8 protein-coding genes and 1 pseudogene are annotated in these 20,825 nt (G+C 66.7%); 7 read left to right on the top strand and 2 right to left on the bottom strand.

What is annotated here, in order from left to right:
* The first annotated feature begins 258 nt into the window (after window positions 1–258).
* From TVNIR_RS05185 to TVNIR_RS05165, 6 genes are all read left to right on the top strand, one after another.
* A complete protein-coding gene (locus TVNIR_RS05185) occupies window positions 259–7,899 on the top strand; it encodes an NHL domain-containing protein (RefSeq protein ID WP_083499356.1) in 7,641 nt (2,546 codons plus the stop codon).
* A 5-nt stretch (window positions 7,900–7,904) separates the two neighbouring features.
* Window positions 7,905–8,339: a hypothetical protein gene (locus tag TVNIR_RS19660; RefSeq protein WP_157092197.1), complete on the top strand. Its 435-nt coding sequence runs from the start codon at window positions 7,905–7,907 to the stop codon at window positions 8,337–8,339.
* Window positions 8,340–9,251: 912 nt separating this feature from the next.
* Entirely contained in the window at window positions 9,252–11,393 is a 2,142-nt protein-coding gene (gene glgX, locus TVNIR_RS05180; protein WP_043740239.1) for a glycogen debranching protein GlgX, read from the top strand.
* Window positions 11,383–14,043 (top strand): malto-oligosyltrehalose synthase, encoded by a 2,661-nt coding sequence (gene treY / locus TVNIR_RS05175; RefSeq protein ID WP_015257931.1) that lies wholly within the window; start codon window positions 11,383–11,385, stop codon window positions 14,041–14,043. The genes glgX and treY overlap by 11 nt, the downstream gene beginning before the upstream one ends.
* On the top strand, window positions 14,040–15,773 hold the full coding sequence (gene treZ / locus TVNIR_RS05170; RefSeq protein WP_015257930.1) for a malto-oligosyltrehalose trehalohydrolase: 1,734 nt from the start codon (window positions 14,040–14,042) through the stop codon (window positions 15,771–15,773). Before treY ends, treZ begins: the two co-directional genes overlap by 4 nt.
* A 58-nt stretch (window positions 15,774–15,831) precedes the next feature.
* The gene (locus tag TVNIR_RS05165) at window positions 15,832–17,655 is read left to right on the top strand and encodes a glycoside hydrolase family 15 protein (RefSeq protein WP_043739372.1); all 1,824 of its coding nucleotides are present in this window, start codon (window positions 15,832–15,834) and stop codon (window positions 17,653–17,655) included.
* A gap of 367 nt (window positions 17,656–18,022) precedes the next feature.
* Here TVNIR_RS05165 and TVNIR_RS05160 read toward each other — a convergent pair whose 3' ends face one another.
* Window positions 18,023–19,153 carry a site-2 protease family protein gene (locus TVNIR_RS05160; protein WP_043739369.1) on the bottom strand — a complete coding sequence of 377 codons (1,131 nt, stop codon included), beginning with the start codon at window positions 19,151–19,153 and terminating at the stop codon, window positions 18,023–18,025.
* Between the two features lie 332 nt (window positions 19,154–19,485).
* On the opposite strand from TVNIR_RS05160, the pseudogene TVNIR_RS21215 reads away from it, so the two are divergent.
* Window positions 19,486–19,612, top strand: a pseudogene (locus TVNIR_RS21215) (VOC family protein); the annotation flags it as partial.
* A 377-nt stretch (window positions 19,613–19,989) separates the two neighbouring features.
* Here the strand turns inward: TVNIR_RS21215 and TVNIR_RS05150 are convergent.
* Window positions 19,990–20,538, bottom strand: a complete 549-nt coding sequence (locus TVNIR_RS05150) for an HIT family protein (RefSeq protein WP_015257927.1) — start codon at window positions 20,536–20,538, stop codon at window positions 19,990–19,992.
* Between the last annotated feature and the right edge of the window lie 287 nt (window positions 20,539–20,825).

Genomic DNA, 20,825 nt, shown 5'->3' with positions numbered 1-20,825 from the left:
GAATGCTTCCGGCCGCCGCGCTTGTGCCCCCGGGCAGCGCTGTGGTAATTCTTTTCGCTTTTAGTCGCACAGGGAGTGTGCGTACGGCTGCATCGCTAGGGTCTGGATGTCCGGGTGCCACCGCCGGTGGCCTTGAAACCCGTGTTAGTCCGGCCCGATTGGGGCGGAGACGTATCCCTCCCCTCGATCGCACCGCGTTTAGCCGCCAACGGCCTCCCTGCGCATCCGGAAACGATCAGGCAAGGGAGTAGCGTCTCCATGGAAGGAACGAACCGGGCAGGTACGCGCGGGCAGGAAAAAACCTCGGCGGGTCAATCGGACGGTGATCGTGGTCCCGCGCGGCGGCGCGGATGGCGGTCCGCGGTCCATGCGCTCGCGCTGTTGCTGCTGATCCCCGCGTGGACCGTGGGCACCCAGGGCAACGAGGACTCGGATCCCATCGGCGCTGGCGTGCAGGAAGAGGATCGCGCCACCACGCCCGGCGCGTCCTTGTGGGTGGGAGCCACGGGCGGTGCCCTGCTCGTCGACGCGGTCGACGGGGCGATCCTCTTCTCGGATTACGGCACAGGGAAACTGAATGCCGTGGCCGTGGATCTGCGACGGGGGACCGCCTGGGCCTATGGCCGCGGCAGCCTGTATGCGCTCGATCCCGGCGGGCAGGTCTCGATGACGATCCCCGTTCACCATGGCGGCCGGGGAAATGCCAACCCAGTGCACCTCGATCTGGCGATCGACGAGGCCAGTGGCGACATCTGGCTGGCGCGTCTTGGCAGCTTGACGGTCTTTGACTGGCGGGGTGTCCAGTTGCTCCACCACCCGCTGGCGCAACCTCTGCGTGCCATGGCGCTGGATTCCGGGCGAAGGACTGCGTGGGTCGCAGGCCCCGACAGGCTCAGTGCCTGGACGCTGCAGGGAGAGCCTGCGGGAGAGGTGCTTCTGGGCGAAGGATTCGATGCCCGCACGATCGCATTCGATGCCAGCCTGGACGCTGTCTGGGTGGGCGGCGCAGGGGGTCTTCGCCGCTATGCGATCGACGGCACGTTGCAGTTCACGCAGGAGGGCAGCGACATCCGGCTTATCACAGCCGACCAGGCGGGGGCCCTTTGGGCAACGGATGGGACCTGGCTGTGGTTGCTGGATGCCTCGGGCCACGAGCATTTCGCCCTGCAGCCCCTGTACGGTACGGAAACGGTGCTGGCGCTGGCGGTCGATCCGGCGGATGGGTCGGCCTGGGTCGCGGGTGCCTCCACGCTGCAGCGGATCTCGGCCCATGGTGACTGGAGCGTCAGCCTGGATCTGCGTACACATCCGTCCTTTCGGGGCCGTGTTTGGGCATTGTCCGCTTATGCGGACGTGACCCCTCCCGAAATCGCGATCGTCGCGCCTGCAGAAAACAGCTTCGAGAACACCGCGAGACCGCCGATCGTGCTGCGGTACAGCGACGTGGGATCCGGGGTCGACCCGGACTCGCTTGCGCTTACGGTGGACCACAAGAATCTCCCGGCCTCCTGTGCGCACGCCGCCGACGGCGCGGAGTGCGTCCCTGAGTCGACCGTTCACGAAGGGGGGGTGACGCTGCGGGCGGTGGTTGCGGACCGTGCCGGCAACGTCTCCGCGTTCGCGGAGCGCCGGTTCACGGTCGACACCATCCCGCCGGTGATCACACTGACGTCGCCAGAGCCGGGTGGCTTCACCAATCAGGTGCAGACCCGGCTGCATGGGCTGGTCAGCGAACCGGTGGAACTGACGATCGAAGGCGAGGCCGTGGCGCTGGGGCTGGAGCACCGCTTTGATCACCCGGTGGAGCTGGTCGAAGGCCCGAACACATTGTCCTTCGTGGCGGTCGACCGCGCCGGGAACGTCGGCGAACTGCAGGCCACGATCGTCCTCGATACGGTGCCCCCGCTTCCGGTGGAGGCCGATCAGGTCCGGGTCGGCGATGTCAGCGCTGGCCAGGTCTCCGTGACCGGCGGCGTGGGCAGTGCCGAGGCGGACGCGCGGATTCATCTGCAGAACACGCACACCGGCGCTGTGGCCAGCAGTCCAGTCGCCGCCGACGGTAGCTTCGCGCTGATCGTTGACGCCTCACCGGGTGAGAGCCTTGAACTCGTCGTGGTCGACCGTGCCGAGAACCGCAGCACACCCGTCGTGCTAGATGTACCCGGTGTAACCGGCATAGACCAAGGCCTTCTGCCGCCGGATCCGGCCACGGTCGCCCCGGCTTTGGATGAAGGCGGCGTTCCGGAGCTGCTGGCCGCGACCGCCTTCCTCTACACCGGGGACAATCCCATTCAGCGCGGAGTGGTGCCCGGAACGATCACCGAGCATCGTGCGGCCGTGCTGCGCGGCAGAGTGACCGCGCGGGACGGGCAGCCGCTCGCCGGGGTGCGCATCACGGTGAAGGACCACGATGACCTCGGCCACACCCTCAGCCGGCTGGACGGCAGCTTCGACATGGCCGTGAACGGTGGAGGCCATCTCGCGGTGCGATATGACAAGCCGGGCTATCTTCCGGTCCAGAGGCAGGTCCGGGTGCCCTGGCTGGACTACGTCTGGGCACCCGACGTGGTGCTGATCCCTCTCGACCCGGCCGTCAGCAGCATCGATCTCGCGGCCGATGTACCGGTCCAGGCCGCCCGCGGCAGCGTGGTGAGCGACACCGACGGCACGCGGCAGGCCACGATCCTGTTTCCGCAGGGGACCACAGCGGAGCTGCGGTTTGCCGACGGCAGCTCGCAGCCCATCACGCGCATGAGTGTTCGCGCAACAGAGTACACGGTGGGGGAGAGCGGAGCCGCGGCCATGCCCGGAGAGCTGCCGCCCACATCGGGTTATACCTATGCCGTGGAACTCTCGGTGGACGAGGCGATGACGGCGGGAGCCACTGAGGTTCGCTTCGACCGACCGGTCCCGGTGTACGTGGAAAACTTCCTCGACTTCCCGGTGGGCGGGATCGTGCCCGCTGGCTGGTACGACCGTGACAAGGCGGCGTGGATCGCATCCGACAACGGCCGGATCATTCGGGTGCTCTCGGTCGAAGGCGGAGCGGCGGTGCTGGACGTGACCGGTTCCGGTGCCGCCGCCACCGAGTCTGAGCTTGCGGCGCTCGCAATCGACGCGCACGAGCGCCGCGCGCTCGCCGATCTCTATGCCCCAGGGCAGAGTCTCTGGCGCGTGCCGACCGAGCACTTCACCCCCTGGGACTATAATTGGCCCTATGGCCCACCTCCGGATGCAGAGCCGCCCCGGGTGCCCGAACCGGAGATCGACGAGCGGGAAGATGAGCCGGACTGCCGCAGTGGTTCAATCATCGAATGCCAGAACCAGGTGCTGGGCCAGTCGGTGCCTGTGGCCGGTACACCGTTCTCGCTGAATTACCGCAGCGACCGGGTTCCGGGGCGGCAGGCGGCGCGCAGCCTCCGCATCCCGCTCAGTGGCAGCCAGGTGCCCGCGAGCCTGCAGCGGATAGATCTGCAGATCGAGGTGGCCGGCCGGCGGTTCCACCAGAGCTTCGCCGGCCACCCGAACCAGGTCCACACGTTCGTCTGGGACGGCAAGGATGCCTTTGGCCGGGAACTGCCGTCCGCCCAGACGGCAACGGTGCGGGTCGGGTATGTCTATCGGGCTGTCTATTACGCTCCCGCGAATTTCTCGCGCAGCTTTGCGGCGACCGGCCTGGGCATTCTTTCCGGAGACCGGCGCCGCCATGAGATCACCCTCTGGCGCGAGTCCCGGCCGATGCTCGGTGCTGTGGACGCCCGGGTCCTTGGTCTCGGCGGCTGGAGCCTGAACGCCCATCATATGTACAGTGCACCCGACGCGGTGCTGTACAAGGGCGATGGGACGCGGCGCAGTGCGAAGGACGTGGGCGCCCTGATCACCACTGTGGCCGGAAACGGGAATGGCACGAATACCGGCGATGGCGGGCCAGCGCTGGAGGCCGGGATCAACGGTCCCTACGACGTCGCGATCGCACCGGACGGCTCGATCTTCCTGGCGGCCGGCGATCGGGTGCGCAAGGTCGACGTGCGAGGGGTGATTTCGACCGTTCCCGGGACCGCCGGCAACTCCGGCATCTTGAACGTCGCGGTGGATGCCGGCGGGTCCGTGTTCTTTACGCGCCGCAACGGCGGACCTCGAATCTTTCGGGCCAATCCGGACGGCACCGTACATCACGTGGCCGGAAACGGGTCCAGGACCTTTGCCGGTGATGGCGGGCCGGCCGTGAACGCGAGTTTCATCGACCCGCGCGGCATCGCGGTCGGTGCCGACGGCAGCCTGTACGTGGGCGACTTCCGCACACACCGGGTCCGGAGGATCGGGCCCGACGGGATCATCCGGACGGTCGCTGGCAACGGCGGCTCTGGCATCGGCGGGATCGGGGGGCCCGCGGTACAGGCACGCATCGACCGGACCTATGACGTGGCGGTCGGCCCCGAGGGAGACCTGTACATCGACTCGCACAATTACACGGTGTTTCGGGTGGGACCCGATGGCATCATCCACCGGGCAGCGGGCAGGGTCTGCAACGGCTTCAGCGGTGACGGAGGGGATGCGACATTGGCCTGCATGGGGCGTGTGAGCGCCGTCACGGCTGCGTCCGACGGTACGATCGCGATTGCCGACATCATCGACAATCGCCGCATCCGGTTGGTGACCCCGGATGGCATCATCCGCACCGTGGCCGGAACCGGACAGTCGGGATTCACCGGCGACGGAGGGCCCGCCGAGCGGGCCACAATCGGGGGCACCGAAATCAGCTTCGGCCCCGATGGCTCGCTGTACCTGGCCGATTCCAGTAACCGGCGCGTCCGGCGCATCGCGTCGAGCCTGGGCGGGACGTTGGGCGGCGCCCGTATGGTCGCTTCGCGGGACGGCAGCGAGCACTATGTTTTCGACCACACCGGGCGCCACCTGCGCACCGTAGACAATGTGACCGGTGCACTCCGTTACGTCTTCGGCTACGACGTTCGCGGGCTGCTAGTGCAGATCGAGGATGGGGATGGCAACCGGACAAGGATCGAACGGGATGCCACTGGAGACGTGGTCGCCATCGTGGGCCCCGATGGTCAGCGTACGGTGGTGTCCGTGGGGGCGCATGGGTACCTCGCTTCGGTCACGAACCCGATGGGAGAGTCGAGCCATTTCGCCTACCGGGCACGCGGTCTGCTGACGGGTCTCACCGATCCGCGAGGCTTCCAGTCCGCCTATACGTACGATGCGCTCGGGCGGCTCGCGGGCACCGGAGACCCGGCCGGCGGCGGTTGGAATATCACCCGCGGGGCCATCGCGAACGGCTATGAGGTCGGAATGACCTCGGCCGAGGGACGCGCCACCCGTTACCGCGTGGAGCAGACGCCGACTGGCAACCGAATGCGCGAGAACCTTCTCCCGGACGGGACCCGGGAAACGCTGGCGTTGAATACCGCTGGGCGGCGCATCTTCACCGCCGCGGACGGCACGTTGGCAGAGATCCTGGAGGGTCCGGACCCGCGCTTCGGCATGAGCAGTCCGGTGCCGTCCAGCGTGACGCTTCGCACGCCGAGCGGACGTGTCCAGCAGACCACGACGCAGCGCACCGCGATGCTGGGACAGGCGGGCGACCCCCTAAGCCATAGCGAACTGGTGGAGATTGTCACTAGCAACGGACGAATGACCCAGGCCCGTTTCAGTGCCGCGGATCGTGTGTGGTTCATCACAAGCCCGCAGGGGCGGCAGCGCAGCATCGAACTCGATGCGCGTAGCCGGATCCGGAGAGACACGATTGCCGGGCTGGCGCCTGTGGCGTACGAACGGGATGCCAGGGGGCGGCTGACCCGCATGATCCAGGGCGCCGCCGGGGACCGGGTCCATGCGTTGAGCTACAACGAATCGGGCCAGGTCGCGACGGTGTCGGACCCGCTTTCACGGACCCGAGGCTACGCATACGATTCCGCGGGCCGTATCGTTCGTGAGACGTTGCCGGACGGGCGCGAAATCGGTTACGTCTATGACCCCGCCGGAAACCCTGCGGCGCTGGTCCCGCCCGGACGTGAGGCGCACCTGTTCGAATACACGCCGGTGAATCTGGAACAACGGTACTTACCGCCGGCCCTTCCGGGCGTGGATACGATCACGCGGTACCAATACAACCGCGATCGCCAGTTGACCGCGATCGAGCGGCCCGACGGGCAGGCGTTACGGTTCTTCTACGATGCCGGCGGGCGCCCGGACAGCCTCCGGGTCTCCACGGGCGAGTACCGGTTCGGATTCCATCCCGAAACTGGACAGCTCGCATCCATTGATTCCCCCACGGGGATCGACCTTGCCTATTCCTGGGATGGCTTCCTTCCCTTGAGTGAGACCTGGGCCGGGACGGTCAACGGGTCGGTATCCCAGTCCTACGATCACAATTTCTGGGTCACGCAACGGTCGGTGAACGGCCAGGGCATCGCCTACCAGCACGACAGCGACGGACTCCTGATCGGGGCGGGTGACCTGAGCCTTGCACGCGATCCCGGAAACGGGAGAGTCATCGGTAGCAGCCTGGGCCTGGTGAGCACGGCACTCGACTACAATGCTTTCGGCGAGATCGTTTCGATCCGGGCGGCGGGCGCTACGGGCGTGTTAGCCGAGTTCGGGTATTCCCGCGACGCCGTCGGCCGTGTGATCGAGGAGACGGCTCTGATCGAAGGCGGCCTGACGAGGACCTCCTACTCTTATGATGTCGCGGGGCGGCTTGCGACGGTCTCCCGAGATGGCACTGCAGTGACGTACACATACGATGCGAACGGCAACCGCACGCACGTGAACGGTCTGCAGACCGCCGTCTACGATGGTCAGGACCGTATGCTGGCCTACGGGCAGGCGCAGTTCGAATACTCGGAGAACGGCGAATTGGCAAGCAGGACGGACGGCGGCGTGCAGACACGGTATGTGTACGACGAAGTCGGCAATCTGCAGCAGGTACACCTGCCCGGGGATCTGCGGATCGAATACCTGACCGATGGGCGCAACCGGCGGGTGGGCAAGCGGGTGAACGGCGCTCTCGTCCAGGGCTTCCTGTACCGTGACCAGCTGAATCCGATCGCGGAACTGGATGGCTCGGGACAGGTGGTCAGCCGTTTCGTGTACGCCGAGCACGCCCACGTGCCTGACTATATGATCCGCGATGACGCGACCTACCGGATTCTCTCTGACCAGCTCGGGAGCCCGCGCCTGGTGGTGAACGTGGGCACAGGGGAGGTGGTCCAGCGGATCGATTACGACGCCTGGGGCAATGTGCTGCAAGACACCAACCCTGGTTTCCAGCCCTTCGGCTTTGCAGGTGGTCTGCTGGATCAACACACGAACCTGGTCCGTTTCGGAGCCCGGGACTACGACCCCAGCACGGGCCGCTGGACCGCCAAGGACCCCATCCGCTTCGCCGGCGGCGACCCCAACCTCTACGGCTACGTCCTCAACGATCCTCTAAATTGGCTCGACCCACATGGGCTTTGGTCAGTAAGTTTAAATGCTTTTGCGGGCATTGGCGGGGGTGTCATATTTGGTCGCAATGATACTGGTACATGGTTTATGGGTGGGCAATTGGGAGTTGGGATTGGTGGGGGCGGTGCGCTTGATCCATTTGATCAAGGGCCGACAGGCGGGGCAAGGACGGATGGGCCATATGGTGCGGCATGCTCGACCCTGAAGCCCCCCTCAACCGGGTTTAGCGCGGGCGGATCCATTGGGATCGGCGGATCGTTTGGCGGCTCCAATTTCACTTATGGAGGTGGCGGTGGCTACAACTTTGATGGCACTGGAAGTTCTTATGGCGGACAGGTAGGGCTTAACTCAAGCCTGAACCCGATACACAGAAGAGGTCTCGGGCTCTCGGCAGGAGCAGCGGGTGTCATTAATGTAATAGGATGGTGGTAATACAGATGTCTATTATGATCAGCTCATTTCTCGAAATGCCATTTGCTCTAAAACTGATGTTTATCGCAGGCCTGCTTTCTCCTTTGCTAACTCTCGGCGCAACTCTAACGGGATCAATCATCCCGAGTGGTGATCCTGCGTGGCAGTACGGCGCAGCCAAGAACCTGTTCGAGTTATTCGTGATTGTTGGTCTTATGGTGCCTGCTTCCATCTCGGCTATACTTCTTGCCAGACGCTGGCGTAGCTCGCGGTTCTTGTTCGTTGCATCGTATTTTATTGCTTGTGTCGCCCCCTTTTCTATAGAATCTTTTCGTGAAGAATTGCACGATACAAGTGCGTATGTACTAGCGGCTATTTTTACAAGCGTCGTTATTCTTTTTTACATATTATTCTCTAGGCGTGTCAGGGTGTATTTTCAAACATCAAGTGAGCATGCATGAGTCACTCCCTTGCAATATACCTGAGCCCTGGATGGCCTGTTCCGCAGGGCTTGCAGGATCCAGCATCCGGCCCGTGCCCACCGGCCGCCGTACTTGTCGTTCAACTCGGCCGTGACGGGTATTTGAAGGAGTTTACGGGCACCGTCTACCCTTCCACCCGCCCGTCCGACACAATGCGCGTGCATCCGGACTTTTTCTACCGCGTCTGTCCCACCGCCTCGCTGGCAAGGTTCAGAAAAAGCCCTCCCAGATTCCGGGTTGATCCTTGTGTATGTGCCCTGCTCTTCGACCCCGGCGAGTCACGGACATCAAGCCCTACCGTGCCCGCGCTGTTGCCTGCCGCTCTCCCAATGGCGTCGGCGCCACAAAATGGCTTCTTCGAGGATCTATCACACAACCCGCACACCCCCTGTGTACGCTTCGCAGCCGGCGTCACCCCGCGCCAGTCGGGAGAGAAGTACGGCACGCGCGCCCTTAGATCCAGGCTTAGCTGATTCGGTGCTTCCGTGGGACGTGGCCGTTTCGGCGTTTAGACCAGCCTATAGTTCACGCTTCCGCAAGCCCCCTACGATCCCGAACGATCGCCTTCCCCTGTACTGCCCCGCATCCGGGGCTTTAGCAGCGTGAATCGTTGTGCCTCCTGCGTCGGCACAACCTATGCGATTCCGGTGTTGGTGGCAGGAGCCGTCTGGCAGGGCATGCATCCCTGTGTCCCCCGCCCTTCCGAGCCCTTTCGTGCGGGAGGGAGCGGGCGTTCCATCGCGCATTCCCCCGTTCGACGGCCTATGCTGATCGGGAGTGAACTCTGGGTTTGCGTCCGGGATCGCGCGGGCGATGCACCGCTTCCTGGTGGTCCGCGATTCCGTGCGTCCGATGTCACGCCCGGTTGCCGGGCCGGATCGCGAGGGCACGATGAAGCGGGATTCCAGTGTGAGCAAACCGTTAGCAGCGGTGCCGTTGCCGGGTGAGCCCTACCCGCTCGGGGCCGCGTTCGATGGCAAGGGCACGAACTTCTCGCTGTACTCGGAGGTCGCGGAGCGCGTTGAGCTCTGCCTGTTCGACGCGAACGGCAGGCAGACCGCCGCGCACGATCTGACCGAGGTCACCGCGCTGTGCTGGCACGGCTACCTGCCGGAGGTCGGGCCGGGGCAGCGTTACGGCTACCGGGTATACGGCCCCTGGGATCCGGACCGCGGCCACCGCTGCAACCCGGCGAAGCTGCTGCTCGATCCCTACGCCAAGGCGGTCGACGGCCAGGTGCGCTGGAACGAAGCGGTGTTTCCCTACCCCTTCGACGATCCCGAGGGGTCGGTGAACGAGGACGACAGCGCGGCGTTCGTGCCGAAGTCGGTCGTGATCGACCCCGCGTTCGACTGGGAGGACGACCGCCATCCCTGCACCCCCTGGCACGAGACGGTGATCTACGAGACGCATGTGAAAGGCTTCACCGCGCGTCACCCGGACGTGCCCGAGGCCCTGCGCGGAACCTATGCCGGGCTCGCCCACCCGGCCGCGGTCGAGTACCTGACCCGGCTCGGGATCACCGCGGTCGAGCTGATGCCGGTGCACCAGTTCATCCACTACGCGTTCCTGGAGGAGCGCGGGCTGCGCAATTACTGGGGTTACAGCAGCATCGCCTATCTCGCGCCGCACAACGAGTACGCCGCCAGCGGCGCGGACGGCGGCCAGGTGCAGGAGTTCCGGAACATGGTGAAGACGCTGCATCGGGCCGGCCTCGAGGTGATCCTGGACGTGGTGTACAACCACACCAGCGAGGGCAACCACCTCGGCCCGATGCTGAGCCTGAAGGGCATCGACAACGCGGCCTACTACCGCCTGATTGCCGACAACCCGCGCCATTACCTGGACTACACCGGCACCGGCAACAGCCTGAACATGCGCCACCCGCACGTGCTGCAGCTGATCATGGACTCGCTGCGCTACTGGGTGCTGGAGATGCACGTCGACGGCTTCCGCTTTGATCTCGCCGCGACGCTGGCGCGCGAGTTGCACGAGGTGGACCGGCTCTCCGCGTTCTTCGACGTCATCCAGCAGGATCCGGTGATCAGCCAGGTGAAGCTGATCGCCGAGCCCTGGGATCTCGGCGAGGGCGGCTACCAGGTCGGCAACTTCCCACCGCTGTGGTCCGAGTGGAACGGGAAGTACCGCGACACGGTGCGCGATTTCTGGCGCGGCGAGGACCAGACGCTCGGGGAGTTCGCCTACCGCCTGACCGGCAGCTCCGACCTCTACGAATCGTCGGCACGGCGCCCGCACGCGAGCATCAACTTCGTCACCGCGCACGACGGCTTCACATTGCGCGACCTGGTGTCCTACAACGAGAAGCACAACGAGGCCAACGGCGAGGACAACCGCGACGGCGCGGACTACAACCGCTCGTGGAACTGCGGCGCCGAAGGGCCGACCGAAGACCCCGAGATCAACGCCCTGCGCCGCAGGCAGCAGCGCAACTTCCTGGTCACGTTGCTGCTGTCCCAAGGCGTACCCATGCTGCTCGGCGGCGACGAGATCGGGCGTACCCAGCAGGGCAACAACAACGCCTACTGCCAGGACAACGAGGTCGCGTGGTACGACTGGGAGCAGGTCGACGAGGACCTGCTGGCGTTCACCCGCCGGCTGATCCGGCTGCGGCTGGAGCACCCGGTGTTCCGGCGCCGGCGCTGGTTCCAGGGCCGCGCGATTCATGGCGACACGGTCAAGGACATCGCCTGGTTCAAGCCGGACGGGGAGCAGATGGCGGAGGAACACTGGGGAGAGGGTTTCGCGAAATCGCTCGGCGTGTTCATCAACGGCCGTTCGCTGACCGCCCCCGGTCCGCACGGCGAGCGGATCGTCGACGACCGCTTCTTCCTGATCTTCAACGCCCACGATGACCCGCTCGACTTCGTGCTTCCGGGGCCCGAGTGGGCGGACATCTGGATCCTTGAACTGAACACGGACACCGGTTGGGTCGAAGCCGAGGAGACCGTGCCGGCCGGGGCAACGCTGCGGGCCGCGGCACGCTCGGTAACGGTGCTGCACTGTGTCTGCTGAATCCGTCATCGCGACCTACCGGCTGCAGCTGCACCCGGGGTTCACGCTCGACGACGCCGCCGGTGTCGTCCCCTACCTCGCGCGGCTGGGCATCAGTCACGTCTACCTGTCGCCGTTCCTGCAGGCGGCGCCAGGCAGCACGCACGGGTACGACGTGGTCGACCCGTCGCGGGTGAACGCGGAACTGGGCGGCATGGAGGCGTACGAACGGCTGTGCGCGACACTCGAGCGCGCCGGCATCGGGCAGATTCTCGACGTCGTGCCCAACCACATGGCAGTGGCCGGGGATTGGAACCCCTGGTGGTGGGACGTGTTGGAAAACGGGCCGTCGAGCCGGTTCGCCGGCTACTTCGACGTCGACTGGGAGGCGTCAGAGGAACGCTGGCCGAACAAGGTGCTGCTGCCGGTGCTCGGGAATCACTACGGGCGGATCCTGGAGGCGGGCGAACTGCAGCTTCGCTATGCGGATGGGCTGTTCACCCTGCATTACCACGAGCACCGGTTTCCGCTCGATCCGTCGTCGCTGGGGGATCTGCTGCATCGCGCGAGTGGCCAAAGCGGCATCGAACTCCTCGGCTTTCTGGCCGAATCCTGCACGCGCCTGCCGCGGCCGCAAGTCACCGCCCGCCGCGCGGTCGAGCGGCGCCGGCGCGATCAGGCGGTGATCCGCCGGCTGCTGGATGAGGCCTGCCGCAGCGACGCCGAGGCCCGGGCCGCGATCGATGTCGAGGTGGAACGGATCAACGCCGACCCGGACATACTGGACGCGTTGATCGACCGGCAGAACTACCGCCTGGCCTGGTGGCGGACCGCCCGGCAGGATCTCGGCTACCGCCGCTTCTTTGATATCAATGATCTAGCCGGACTACGTGTCGAAGAAGATGAGGTCTTCCAGGCCGTGCACGCCCTGCCGATCCGCTGGGTACAGCAGGGTATCGCCCAGGGCCTGCGCATCGACCATCCGGATGGGCTGCGCGATCCGGCGCAGTATTTCCACCGCCTGCGCGAGGCCTGCTCCGGCGCCTGGATCGTCGCGGAAAAGATCCTGGAACCCGGCGAGGCGCTGCCCGCCCACTGGCCGATCGCGGGAAGCACCGGCTACGACTTCCTGAACCGCGTGCAGGGCCTGTTCGTCGACCCACGTGGCGAGCCGCCACTGACCCGGCTCTACGAGGAGGTCACGGGCGAGACCGCCGACTTCCCGGCCCTGGTCTACGAGAGCAAGCGGCAGGTGCTGCGGGAACTGCTGGGGAGCGAGATCCATCGGCTGACGTCGCTGTTCGTCGCGGTCTGCGAACGCCATCGCCGGCACCGGGACTACACGCGGGACGAATTGCAGGAGGCTCTGCTGGAAGTCGCCGCCTGCTTTCCCGTCTACCGCAGCTACGTGGTCCCCGGCAGCGAGGCTGCGGAAACCGACGCCGCCTGCACCGGCGAGGCCATCGAGCAAGCCCGGGGCCGGCGCGAGACGCTGGACCAGGAGTTGCTGGATTTCCTGCGCAGGCTGCTGCTCCTGCAGATCGAAGGGGACCTGGAAACCGAACTCGCGCTGCGCTTCCAGCAACTCACCGGGCCAGCCATGGCCAAGGGCGTAGAGGACACCGCCTTCTACCGGTATCACCGCCTGGTGGCGCTGAACGAGGTCGGGGGTGACCCTGCCCGGTTCGGGATCTCGGTCCCGGACTTCCACCAGGCCTGCATGCAGGCACTCGACCGGCACCCGGAGGCGATGCTCGCGACTTCCACCCACGACACCAAGCGCAGCGAGGACGTGCGCACCCGCCTGCTGCTGCTCTCCGAAATGCCGGGCCACTGGGCCAGCCAGGTGCGTGACTGGTTCGGCCGCAACGCCCGCTACCGCTCCGGCGAATGGCCGGACGCCGGGACCGAGTACCTGTTCTACCAGACGCTGGTCGGTGCCTGGCCGATCGAAACCGACCGCGTGAGCACGTACCTGGAAAAGACCATGCGCGAAGCCAAGCGGCACACGCGCTGGACCCAACCCGATGCCGACTACGAGCAGGCGGTGCAGAAGTTCGCGGCGGCCGTGCTCGCGGATCCAGAGTTCCGGAAGGAACTCGAGGCCTTCGTCGAGCCGCTGATACCGGCGGGCCGCATCAACGGCCTGGCCCAAACGCTGCTCAAGCTCACGACGCCCGGTGTGCCCGACTTCTACCAGGGCACGGAACTCTGGGATCTCAGCCTCGTCGACCCGGACAACCGCAGGCCGGTCGATTTCGGGCAGCGAAGCCGCCGGCTGTCCGAAATCGACACCCTGTCGCCGGCCGAGATCCTCGCGCATGCCGATGAGGGACTCCCGAAGCTTTGGGTCATTCGGGGGGGGCTGGCGCTGCGCCGGCGATACCCCGAGTGGTTCGGCCCGGAAGGTCGCTACCAGCCGCTGGATGCAACGGGCGAACGCGCCGCGCACGCGGTAGCGTTCCTACGTGGCGCAGGCGCCGTGGTGCTGGTGCCGCGCCTGCTCCTCGGGCTCGGCGGCGACTGGGGCGACACCCGGCTGACGCTGCCGCCGGGACGCTGGCACAACCGCCTGTCGCACCAGACGATCGACGGCGGCAACCGCTCCGTCGCGGAGATCCTGGGCGGTTTCCCGGTGGGCCTGCTGGAACGCGAGGAGGCGGCGCGATGACCGTGCTGCGGGTCTGGGCGCCGGATGCCGAGCAGGTCGTGCTGGAGTGCGGCGGCACCGACACGCCGATGGCATGCGGGGACGGCGGCTGGTGGACGCTGGAAGCGTCGCCGCTTGCACACGGCGTCGACTACGGCTTCCGCCTCGATGGCGACGGCCCGTTCCCGGATCCGCGCTCCCGCTGGCAGCCCGAGGGCGTGCACGGGCCGTCGCGCTGGGTGGACCATACCCGCTTCGAGTGGAGTGACGCCGGCTGGCAGGCCCCGCCGCTGTCGGCGGCGGTGATTGCCGAAATCCACGTCGGTACCCTCACCCCGGCCGGCACCTTCGACGCGGTGATCGACCGGCTCGACCACCTGGTGGCACTGGGGATCACGCACGTCGAGCTGATGCCGGTGCAGGAATTTCCGGGGACACGGGGCTGGGGCTACGACGGCGTCGACTTGTTCGCACCCCACCACGCCTACGGCGGACCCGACGGACTGAAACGACTGGTCGACGCCTGCCACCGCCGGGGCCTGGCCGTGCTACTCGACGTCGTCTACAACCACCTCGGCCCCGACGGCAACTACCTGGCGCGATTCGGCCCCTACTTCACCGATGCCTACCACACCCCCTGGGGCGACGCGGTCAACCTCGACCGCGCGCACAGCGACGAGGTGCGGCGCTTCTTCCTCGACAATGCGCGGATGTGGCTGCGGGACTACCATTTCGACGGCCTGCGCATCGACGCGATCCACGCGATCGTCGATACCTCCGCGACCCACTTCCTCGAGGCGCTGTCCGCGGAGGTTCGGCGCCTGGAGGCCGAGCTCGGCCGCCACCTGGTGCTGATCGCCGAGAGCGATCTGAACGATCCGCGCACCGTGCGCCCGGTGGCGATCGGGGGTCACGGACTCGACGCCCAGTGGAACGAGGACTTCCACCATGCCCTGCATGCTGCGCTGACCGGGGAATCCGGCGGCTACTACGCAGACTTCGGCCGGCTGGCCGACCTCGCCCGCGTGCTCACACGCGGATTCGCGTACGACGGCGCGTACTCCCGCTACCGGCGGCGCAACCACGGGCGGGCCGCGACCGGCGTGCCGGGCCGGCGTTTCGTCGGCTGCCTGCAGAACCACGACCAGGTCGGCAACCGCGCCGCCGGCGAGCGCAGCAGCCACCTGCTGTCGCCGGAGCTGCTGAAGGTCGGGGCCGCGCTGGTGCTGACCTCGCCATTCGTGCCGATGCTGTTCCAGGGCGAGGAATGGGGTGCAACGACCCCTTTCCTGTACTTCACCGACCATTCCGACCCGGAACTGGGAGCTGCTGTGCGCGACGGACGGCGCAAGGAGTTCGCGGCCTTCGGCTGGGACCCGGAGGGCATCCCCGATCCCCAGGCGCGCGAAACCTTCGAGCGGTCGCGGCTGGACTGGGACGAACGCTCGCGGGCGCCGCACGCGGAGCTCCTTGAGTGGCACCGCAGACTCATCGCGCTGCGCCGCGGGCATCCGGCGTTCGCCGACGACCGGCTGGAGCCGATACGGGTACATTTCGACGACGGGCGCCGGTGGCTCGTCATGCTCCGCCCGGGTATCGTGGTGGCCTGTAACCTGGCGGGCGACGCGCAGCGGCTGGACTGCCCGGAGGCCGCCGGCTGCGGGGTGCTGCTCGGCTCGAACCCCGGCGTCGCACGCGAAGGCAGCACCCTGGTGCTGCCGGGTGAATCGGTCGCGGTGCTGTGCGACTGAGCCCACGTACCCTCGACGCTGGAAAACGATCCATCCGGTCACCTGTTGGAGGACACGATTGAGTGACGCTGATGCACCCCCGAGCTTGCGGGACGGCTATCTGCCCATCGAGGAACACGGGCTGATCGGGGACGGCGGCACGGCGGCGCTGGTCGGCCGCGACGGCGCGATCTCCTGGCTCTGCGTGCCCCGGTTCGATTCCGACCCCCTCTTCTGCGGATTGCTGGACCGAACGCACGGCGGCGCCTTTGCGGTGACGCCGGAGCCATTGACCGGCGCGATCCAGCGCTACGAGGCGGATACCGGCGTGCTGGTGACCGAACTGACGGGGCCCAATGGACGCCTGCGCGTGACCGATGCGCTGACCCTGCGCGCCGGGGCCGACCTGTCCGAGGACGTCGCGGCCGGCCGCGGGGAGCTCCTGCGGTTGATCGAGGTGATCCAGGGCCGGGTGCGCCTGCGTGTTCGCATCGAACCCCGGGGCGGCGCCGCGTGCTATCCGCATGCGGGCGGCCTCGGGCTGCGCTTGCCGCGCCGGCCGGAGCTGGAGCTCCATCTCGCGTCCTCGCTGCCGCTGGAAGACGTCGACAGCACCCACGAGCTCACCGCTGGCGTCCGGCATCACCTGCTGCTTTCCTGGGGCGCCCCGGGCCACCGGTTCCATCCGAAGTCGCCGGAGGAACTCCTCGCGGACACGATCGCGGTATGGCGGAACTGGATGCGCCACTACCGCTACGACGGGCCGCAGGAGCCCCTGGTGCGCCGCGCGGCCATCACGCTCAAGCTGATGGACCACACCGCCACCGGCGCGATGATCGCCGCGCCGACCTCGTCGCTGCCGGAGGCGATCGGCGGGCCGCGCAACTGGGACTACCGCTATGCCTGGATCCGCGACGCGGCGTTCTCTGTCTATGCGCTGGGGCGGATCGGGATGGGGCACGAGGCCGCGGGTTTCCTCGGCTGGGTGCTCGACGCGGTCGACCGTGCCGGCAGGCCGCGGGTGCTCTACGACGTCGACGGTCACCCGCCGCCTCCCGAGTGTCTGGACAGCGCCCTGGAGGGATACCGCGGATCGGCCCCGGTGCGCTGGGGCAACGCGGCGGCCGAGCAGCGCCAGCACGACGTGTTCGGCGAGATCCTGGACTGCGCGTATCGATGGGTGCGCTGGGGCGGCACACTCGACGCAGCGCTCTGGGCACGGCTGCGGCGACTCGTCGAAGCCGCAGCCGCGGAATGGCAGACTCCCGACCACGGGATCTGGGAGGTGCGCACCCCGGGCCGGCCGTTCACCTACTCCGCGTCGTTGTGCGCGGTGGCACTGGACCGCGGCGCACGGATGGCGCAAGGCAATGGACTGGAAGGAGACGCCGAACGCTGGCAGGCCGAGGCGGCGCGCATCCGCAACGCGATCCTGGAACACGCCTGGGATCCGCGGTTGCAGTCGCTGACCGAGCACCTCGGCGGCGGCGGAATCGACGCCAGCCTGCTGGCACTGCCGCTGCGTGGCGTCGTTCCCGCCGACCACCCCAGGATGGTGGCGACCACCCGGTCTGTGATACGCCGGCTCGGCGCCGGCGACGGTCTGTTGTACCGCTATCTCCCCGACGAGTCGCCGGACGGCCTGCCGGGCCACGAGGGCGCATTCCTGTTGTGCAGCTTCTGGCTGGCAGACAATCTCGCCGGGCAAGGGCGTCTCGACGAAGCCGTCGACCTGTTCGATTCGCTGTGCGCGCGAGCCAATCCGCTGGGCCTGCTGCCGGAACAGATCGATCCGTCGACCGGGGCCTTCCTCGGGAACTTCCCGCAGGCCTTCAGCCACATGGGGTTGATCTCCACCGGCATCAACTTGCGCCGGGCGCGAACGAACCGGGCCAACAGCTGACCCGGGGCCGCCCGGCCCCGAGCTTCGGCTCCCGCCGTCGGGGGATTGCGCCATGACCGCGCCACCTGATCGCACCGCGGTGCACCACCCGCCACCGCTGCCGGACCACCGCCTGCGGAAGCAACGTTGTGGAAACGGTGCTCACCCGCGAACGCCGGTAGCACGGGGCGTATCGATCCAACGCCATGGGAGCATTACGGATTTGTTCCAATGGGTGACGAACCTGCTCGGCGACCCCTGGTCCCGGCGCGCCTGCGGCGCGTTCGCGAGCAGGCTCGCTCCTACGCGGTCCAAGGCAGCGCTTATCGGTCTGCCTGGATGAGCCAGAACAATCCGGTAATGCTCCCAACGCCATCAGCCGCCCGGTTCAGCCCTTCTCCAGCTCGGAACGCACCTGCAGAAAGTGCAGGAGATCCTTCAGCGCCAGAATACCCACGATGCGATCACCCTCGGTCACGATCAAGCGGCTGACCCGGTGACCCTGCATGCGCTCGAGCGCCTCGTTCGCATCCTCGTCGGCAGACACGGTGGCACCTTCACCGGCCTCGCGACAAACCTCCCCGATGCGCGTGTCATCCCACGCCTCCCGGTCAACCTGCCTGGCCTCGCGCAGCCCCGCATGGCCCACGAGCCGGCCGCCGCGTTCCACCGGAAACAGGTCGAAGGCATGGTGGTAGACGTAGTGCTCGACGAAATCACGAATGCTGGTCTCGGCAGGCACCGTGACCGGGTCGGTGGTCATGAAACGGCGCACGCTACGCCCGGCCAGTGCCTGCTGCATGAGCAACTGGCGATAGCCGGCACCGGCGGCCGCATGCACGAACAGACCGATCAGGAACCACCACATGCCGCCGATGAAGTTGCCGGCCACAAAGCTCGCGATCCCCAGCGCGACCAGCAGCAGCCCGAACCCCTGGCCCATGCGCGATGCCCAGCGCGTCGCCCAGCGCAGATCCCCTTTCAGATGCCAGAGGGCAGCCCGAAGCACCCGCCCGCCGTCCAGCGGAAACCCCGGCACCATGTTGAACACGGCCAGCAGCAAGTTGATGAAACCCAGGTAGTACGCCACGCCGGCGAGATGCTCCGGCACGCCCACCGCGTGCATGCCGGCGCCGAGCAGGTAGAACGCCACCGCGAGAAACAGGCTCGCGATGGGCCCCGCGATCGCCATCCAGAACTCCACCCGCGGCTCCTTCGGCTCGCCGACCATCTGCGCCATGCCGCCGAACAGGAACAGGGTGATCCCGCGGACCCGGAGCCCGTAGCTGCGCGCCACCACGGAATGGCTGAGCTCGTGAAACAGCAGCGAGAAGAACAGCCCCAGCATGCCCACCAGGCCCATCAGCCAGTACACGGCTGGCGCCAGCTCCGGGTAGAAGTGGGGGAACAGGCCCTCGGCGAGCGACCAGGTGATCAGCAGGGCGAGAAAGAGCCAGGTGACATTGGCTCGTATCTCGAACCCCAGTACCCGAAACAGGCTGAAGCTTTCACCGAACATGCAGACTCGTGGCTGGCACCGAGGCAGGATCCGAGACTGAGCATAGCAGGACTCGCCAAGGCGCACGGGACCATCCTGGTCGGCGAATTCCTGGATCGGCACCTTCGATCTGAAGTTTCCGCTGAGCGGACACCGGCATCGCCTAGAAATCCCTCGGTCGAACGTTCCACGCCGTTCGGGCCAGGACACGTTCAGAAACAGCACCCCGTCAGAAACAGCACCCCGTCGTCAAGCCGGAAGTCCATCCTGGCCCCATCGGGTAGCGTCCGGGCCGCCTGTACCTCGATCGCATCAGGAAGCCCGGCGCGCTCGGCACGCAGCGCCCGTTCGTCGGGAAGGGGGTGCGCTACGGCGCGGACCGTGAAGGGACCGTGATCTTCGCCAACTTCATGCTGGAGAACAGCTGGTTCGCCGCCATGGACAGCGCGCGCCCACGACTTCGCCTTCAACAAAGCAGTGCGGCGGAGAGTCCCGGCTCGATCCCTCTCGCTCCGATCTCGAGCGCCTGCTGGATGCCCTGCAAGGCCATGGGGGTAGCTGCAGTCACACTGACAGGCAGTGAGCCCACGACCCGTCCACGGTGGCTTGAAGCCGTGGCGGCCGTCAAGGACCGCGGGCTGGCTGCGACCCCGGTGACCAACGGTGCCCTGATGACCGACGCAGGCATTTCGCGCCTGTCGGAGTTGCGGAGTCGCAGACTCCGGCGTGCTCGAGCTCAGTATCGATCCCGCGGATAACGAACGCGCTCCCGAGTGCCTCGCGTGCCGTGCCGCCTGGGTTATACCCGGGGCACTGCTGCGAGGCCGGTTCCCGGAAAATGCAAGGGCGTTGTCCCGTCAACCCTCCGACGCGCGTGTGCTCCCGGCAGGCGCCCCCGGCGCCAACCACTGGTATTTCGCCCGGTCCGGGATGATGTTCCGGATGCCGCCCCTGGGGTCTTCCACGTCTCCCGTGTAGCGCGGGATGAGGATGATGTGCAGGTGGTCGATGCTCCTTCCCGCCGCCCGGCCGTCGTTGTTGCCAATGGTGTAGGCATCGGGCCGCTGGTTCAGAAAGGGCGATTTCAGCACCGTTTCGATGTGGTCCTTCGGTCGCTCCCGCAGATAGTCGCGGTTCTGCATGTTCCGGTACAGGTCGTGCCTGTCGGTCGTTTCAATGGCCTGCCGGACTCCGTGAATGGCGTCGAAGTAGTCCGACTGCTCCGTTTCGTTGAGTTCGAACAGCGAGACCACGTGCCGCCGGGGAATGACCAGTGCATGCCCCGGATTCACCGGGTTGGTGTCGAAGATGCCGACGAACGAGCGGTTTTCGTAAATGAACGGGTCGGTCAAGCCGGCGGAAACGCGGCAGAAATAACAGTCCTGGCGAGGTTGGGCGTTGATCATCGGATAACCTGGGCGGCTTTGCATCAGAATAGAGGCGGCCGATTCTAGTGGATTCTCGCGCCGTTGTGCTCCATCCCCCGACCTGATTATCACGGACGCTCCGCAAATTGGAACGGGCCGTCATCGAAACCACCGTCATCGCGAGACCGGATTATCACGGAAGCTCCGCAAGCTGGAACGGGCCATCTTCGAAACCAGCGTCATCGCGAGGAGCGAAGCCTTTAGCCGCGAGCGCAGCGTGGCGGGACGTGGCGATCCAGACGGCGATGGTCCTCCCCGCGCCGCCG

This window comes from Thioalkalivibrio nitratireducens DSM 14787, from assembly GCF_000321415.2.
GTDB classification, from domain to species: domain Bacteria; phylum Pseudomonadota; class Gammaproteobacteria; order Ectothiorhodospirales; family Ectothiorhodospiraceae; genus Thioalkalivibrio; species Thioalkalivibrio nitratireducens.
This window is presented reverse-complemented; position numbering and strand designations above follow the sequence as displayed.

Excerpts from the sequence above, each read along its gene's own strand:
- TVNIR_RS05185 (WP_083499356.1), top strand. The coding sequence starts at position 259 with ATGGAAGGAACGAACCGGGCAGGTACGCGCGGGCAGGAAAAAACCTCG.
- TVNIR_RS19660 (WP_157092197.1), top strand. The coding sequence starts at position 7,905 with ATGTCTATTATGATCAGCTCATTTCTCGAAATGCCATTTGCTCTAAAA.
- glgX (WP_043740239.1), top strand. The coding sequence starts at position 9,252 with ATGAAGCGGGATTCCAGTGTGAGCAAACCGTTAGCAGCGGTGCCGTTG.
- treZ (WP_015257930.1), top strand. The coding sequence starts at position 14,040 with ATGACCGTGCTGCGGGTCTGGGCGCCGGATGCCGAGCAGGTCGTGCTG.
- TVNIR_RS05160 (WP_043739369.1), bottom strand. The coding sequence starts at position 19,153 with ATGTTCGGTGAAAGCTTCAGCCTGTTTCGGGTACTGGGGTTCGAGATA.
- TVNIR_RS05150 (WP_015257927.1), bottom strand. The coding sequence starts at position 20,538 with ATGATCAACGCCCAACCTCGCCAGGACTGTTATTTCTGCCGCGTTTCC.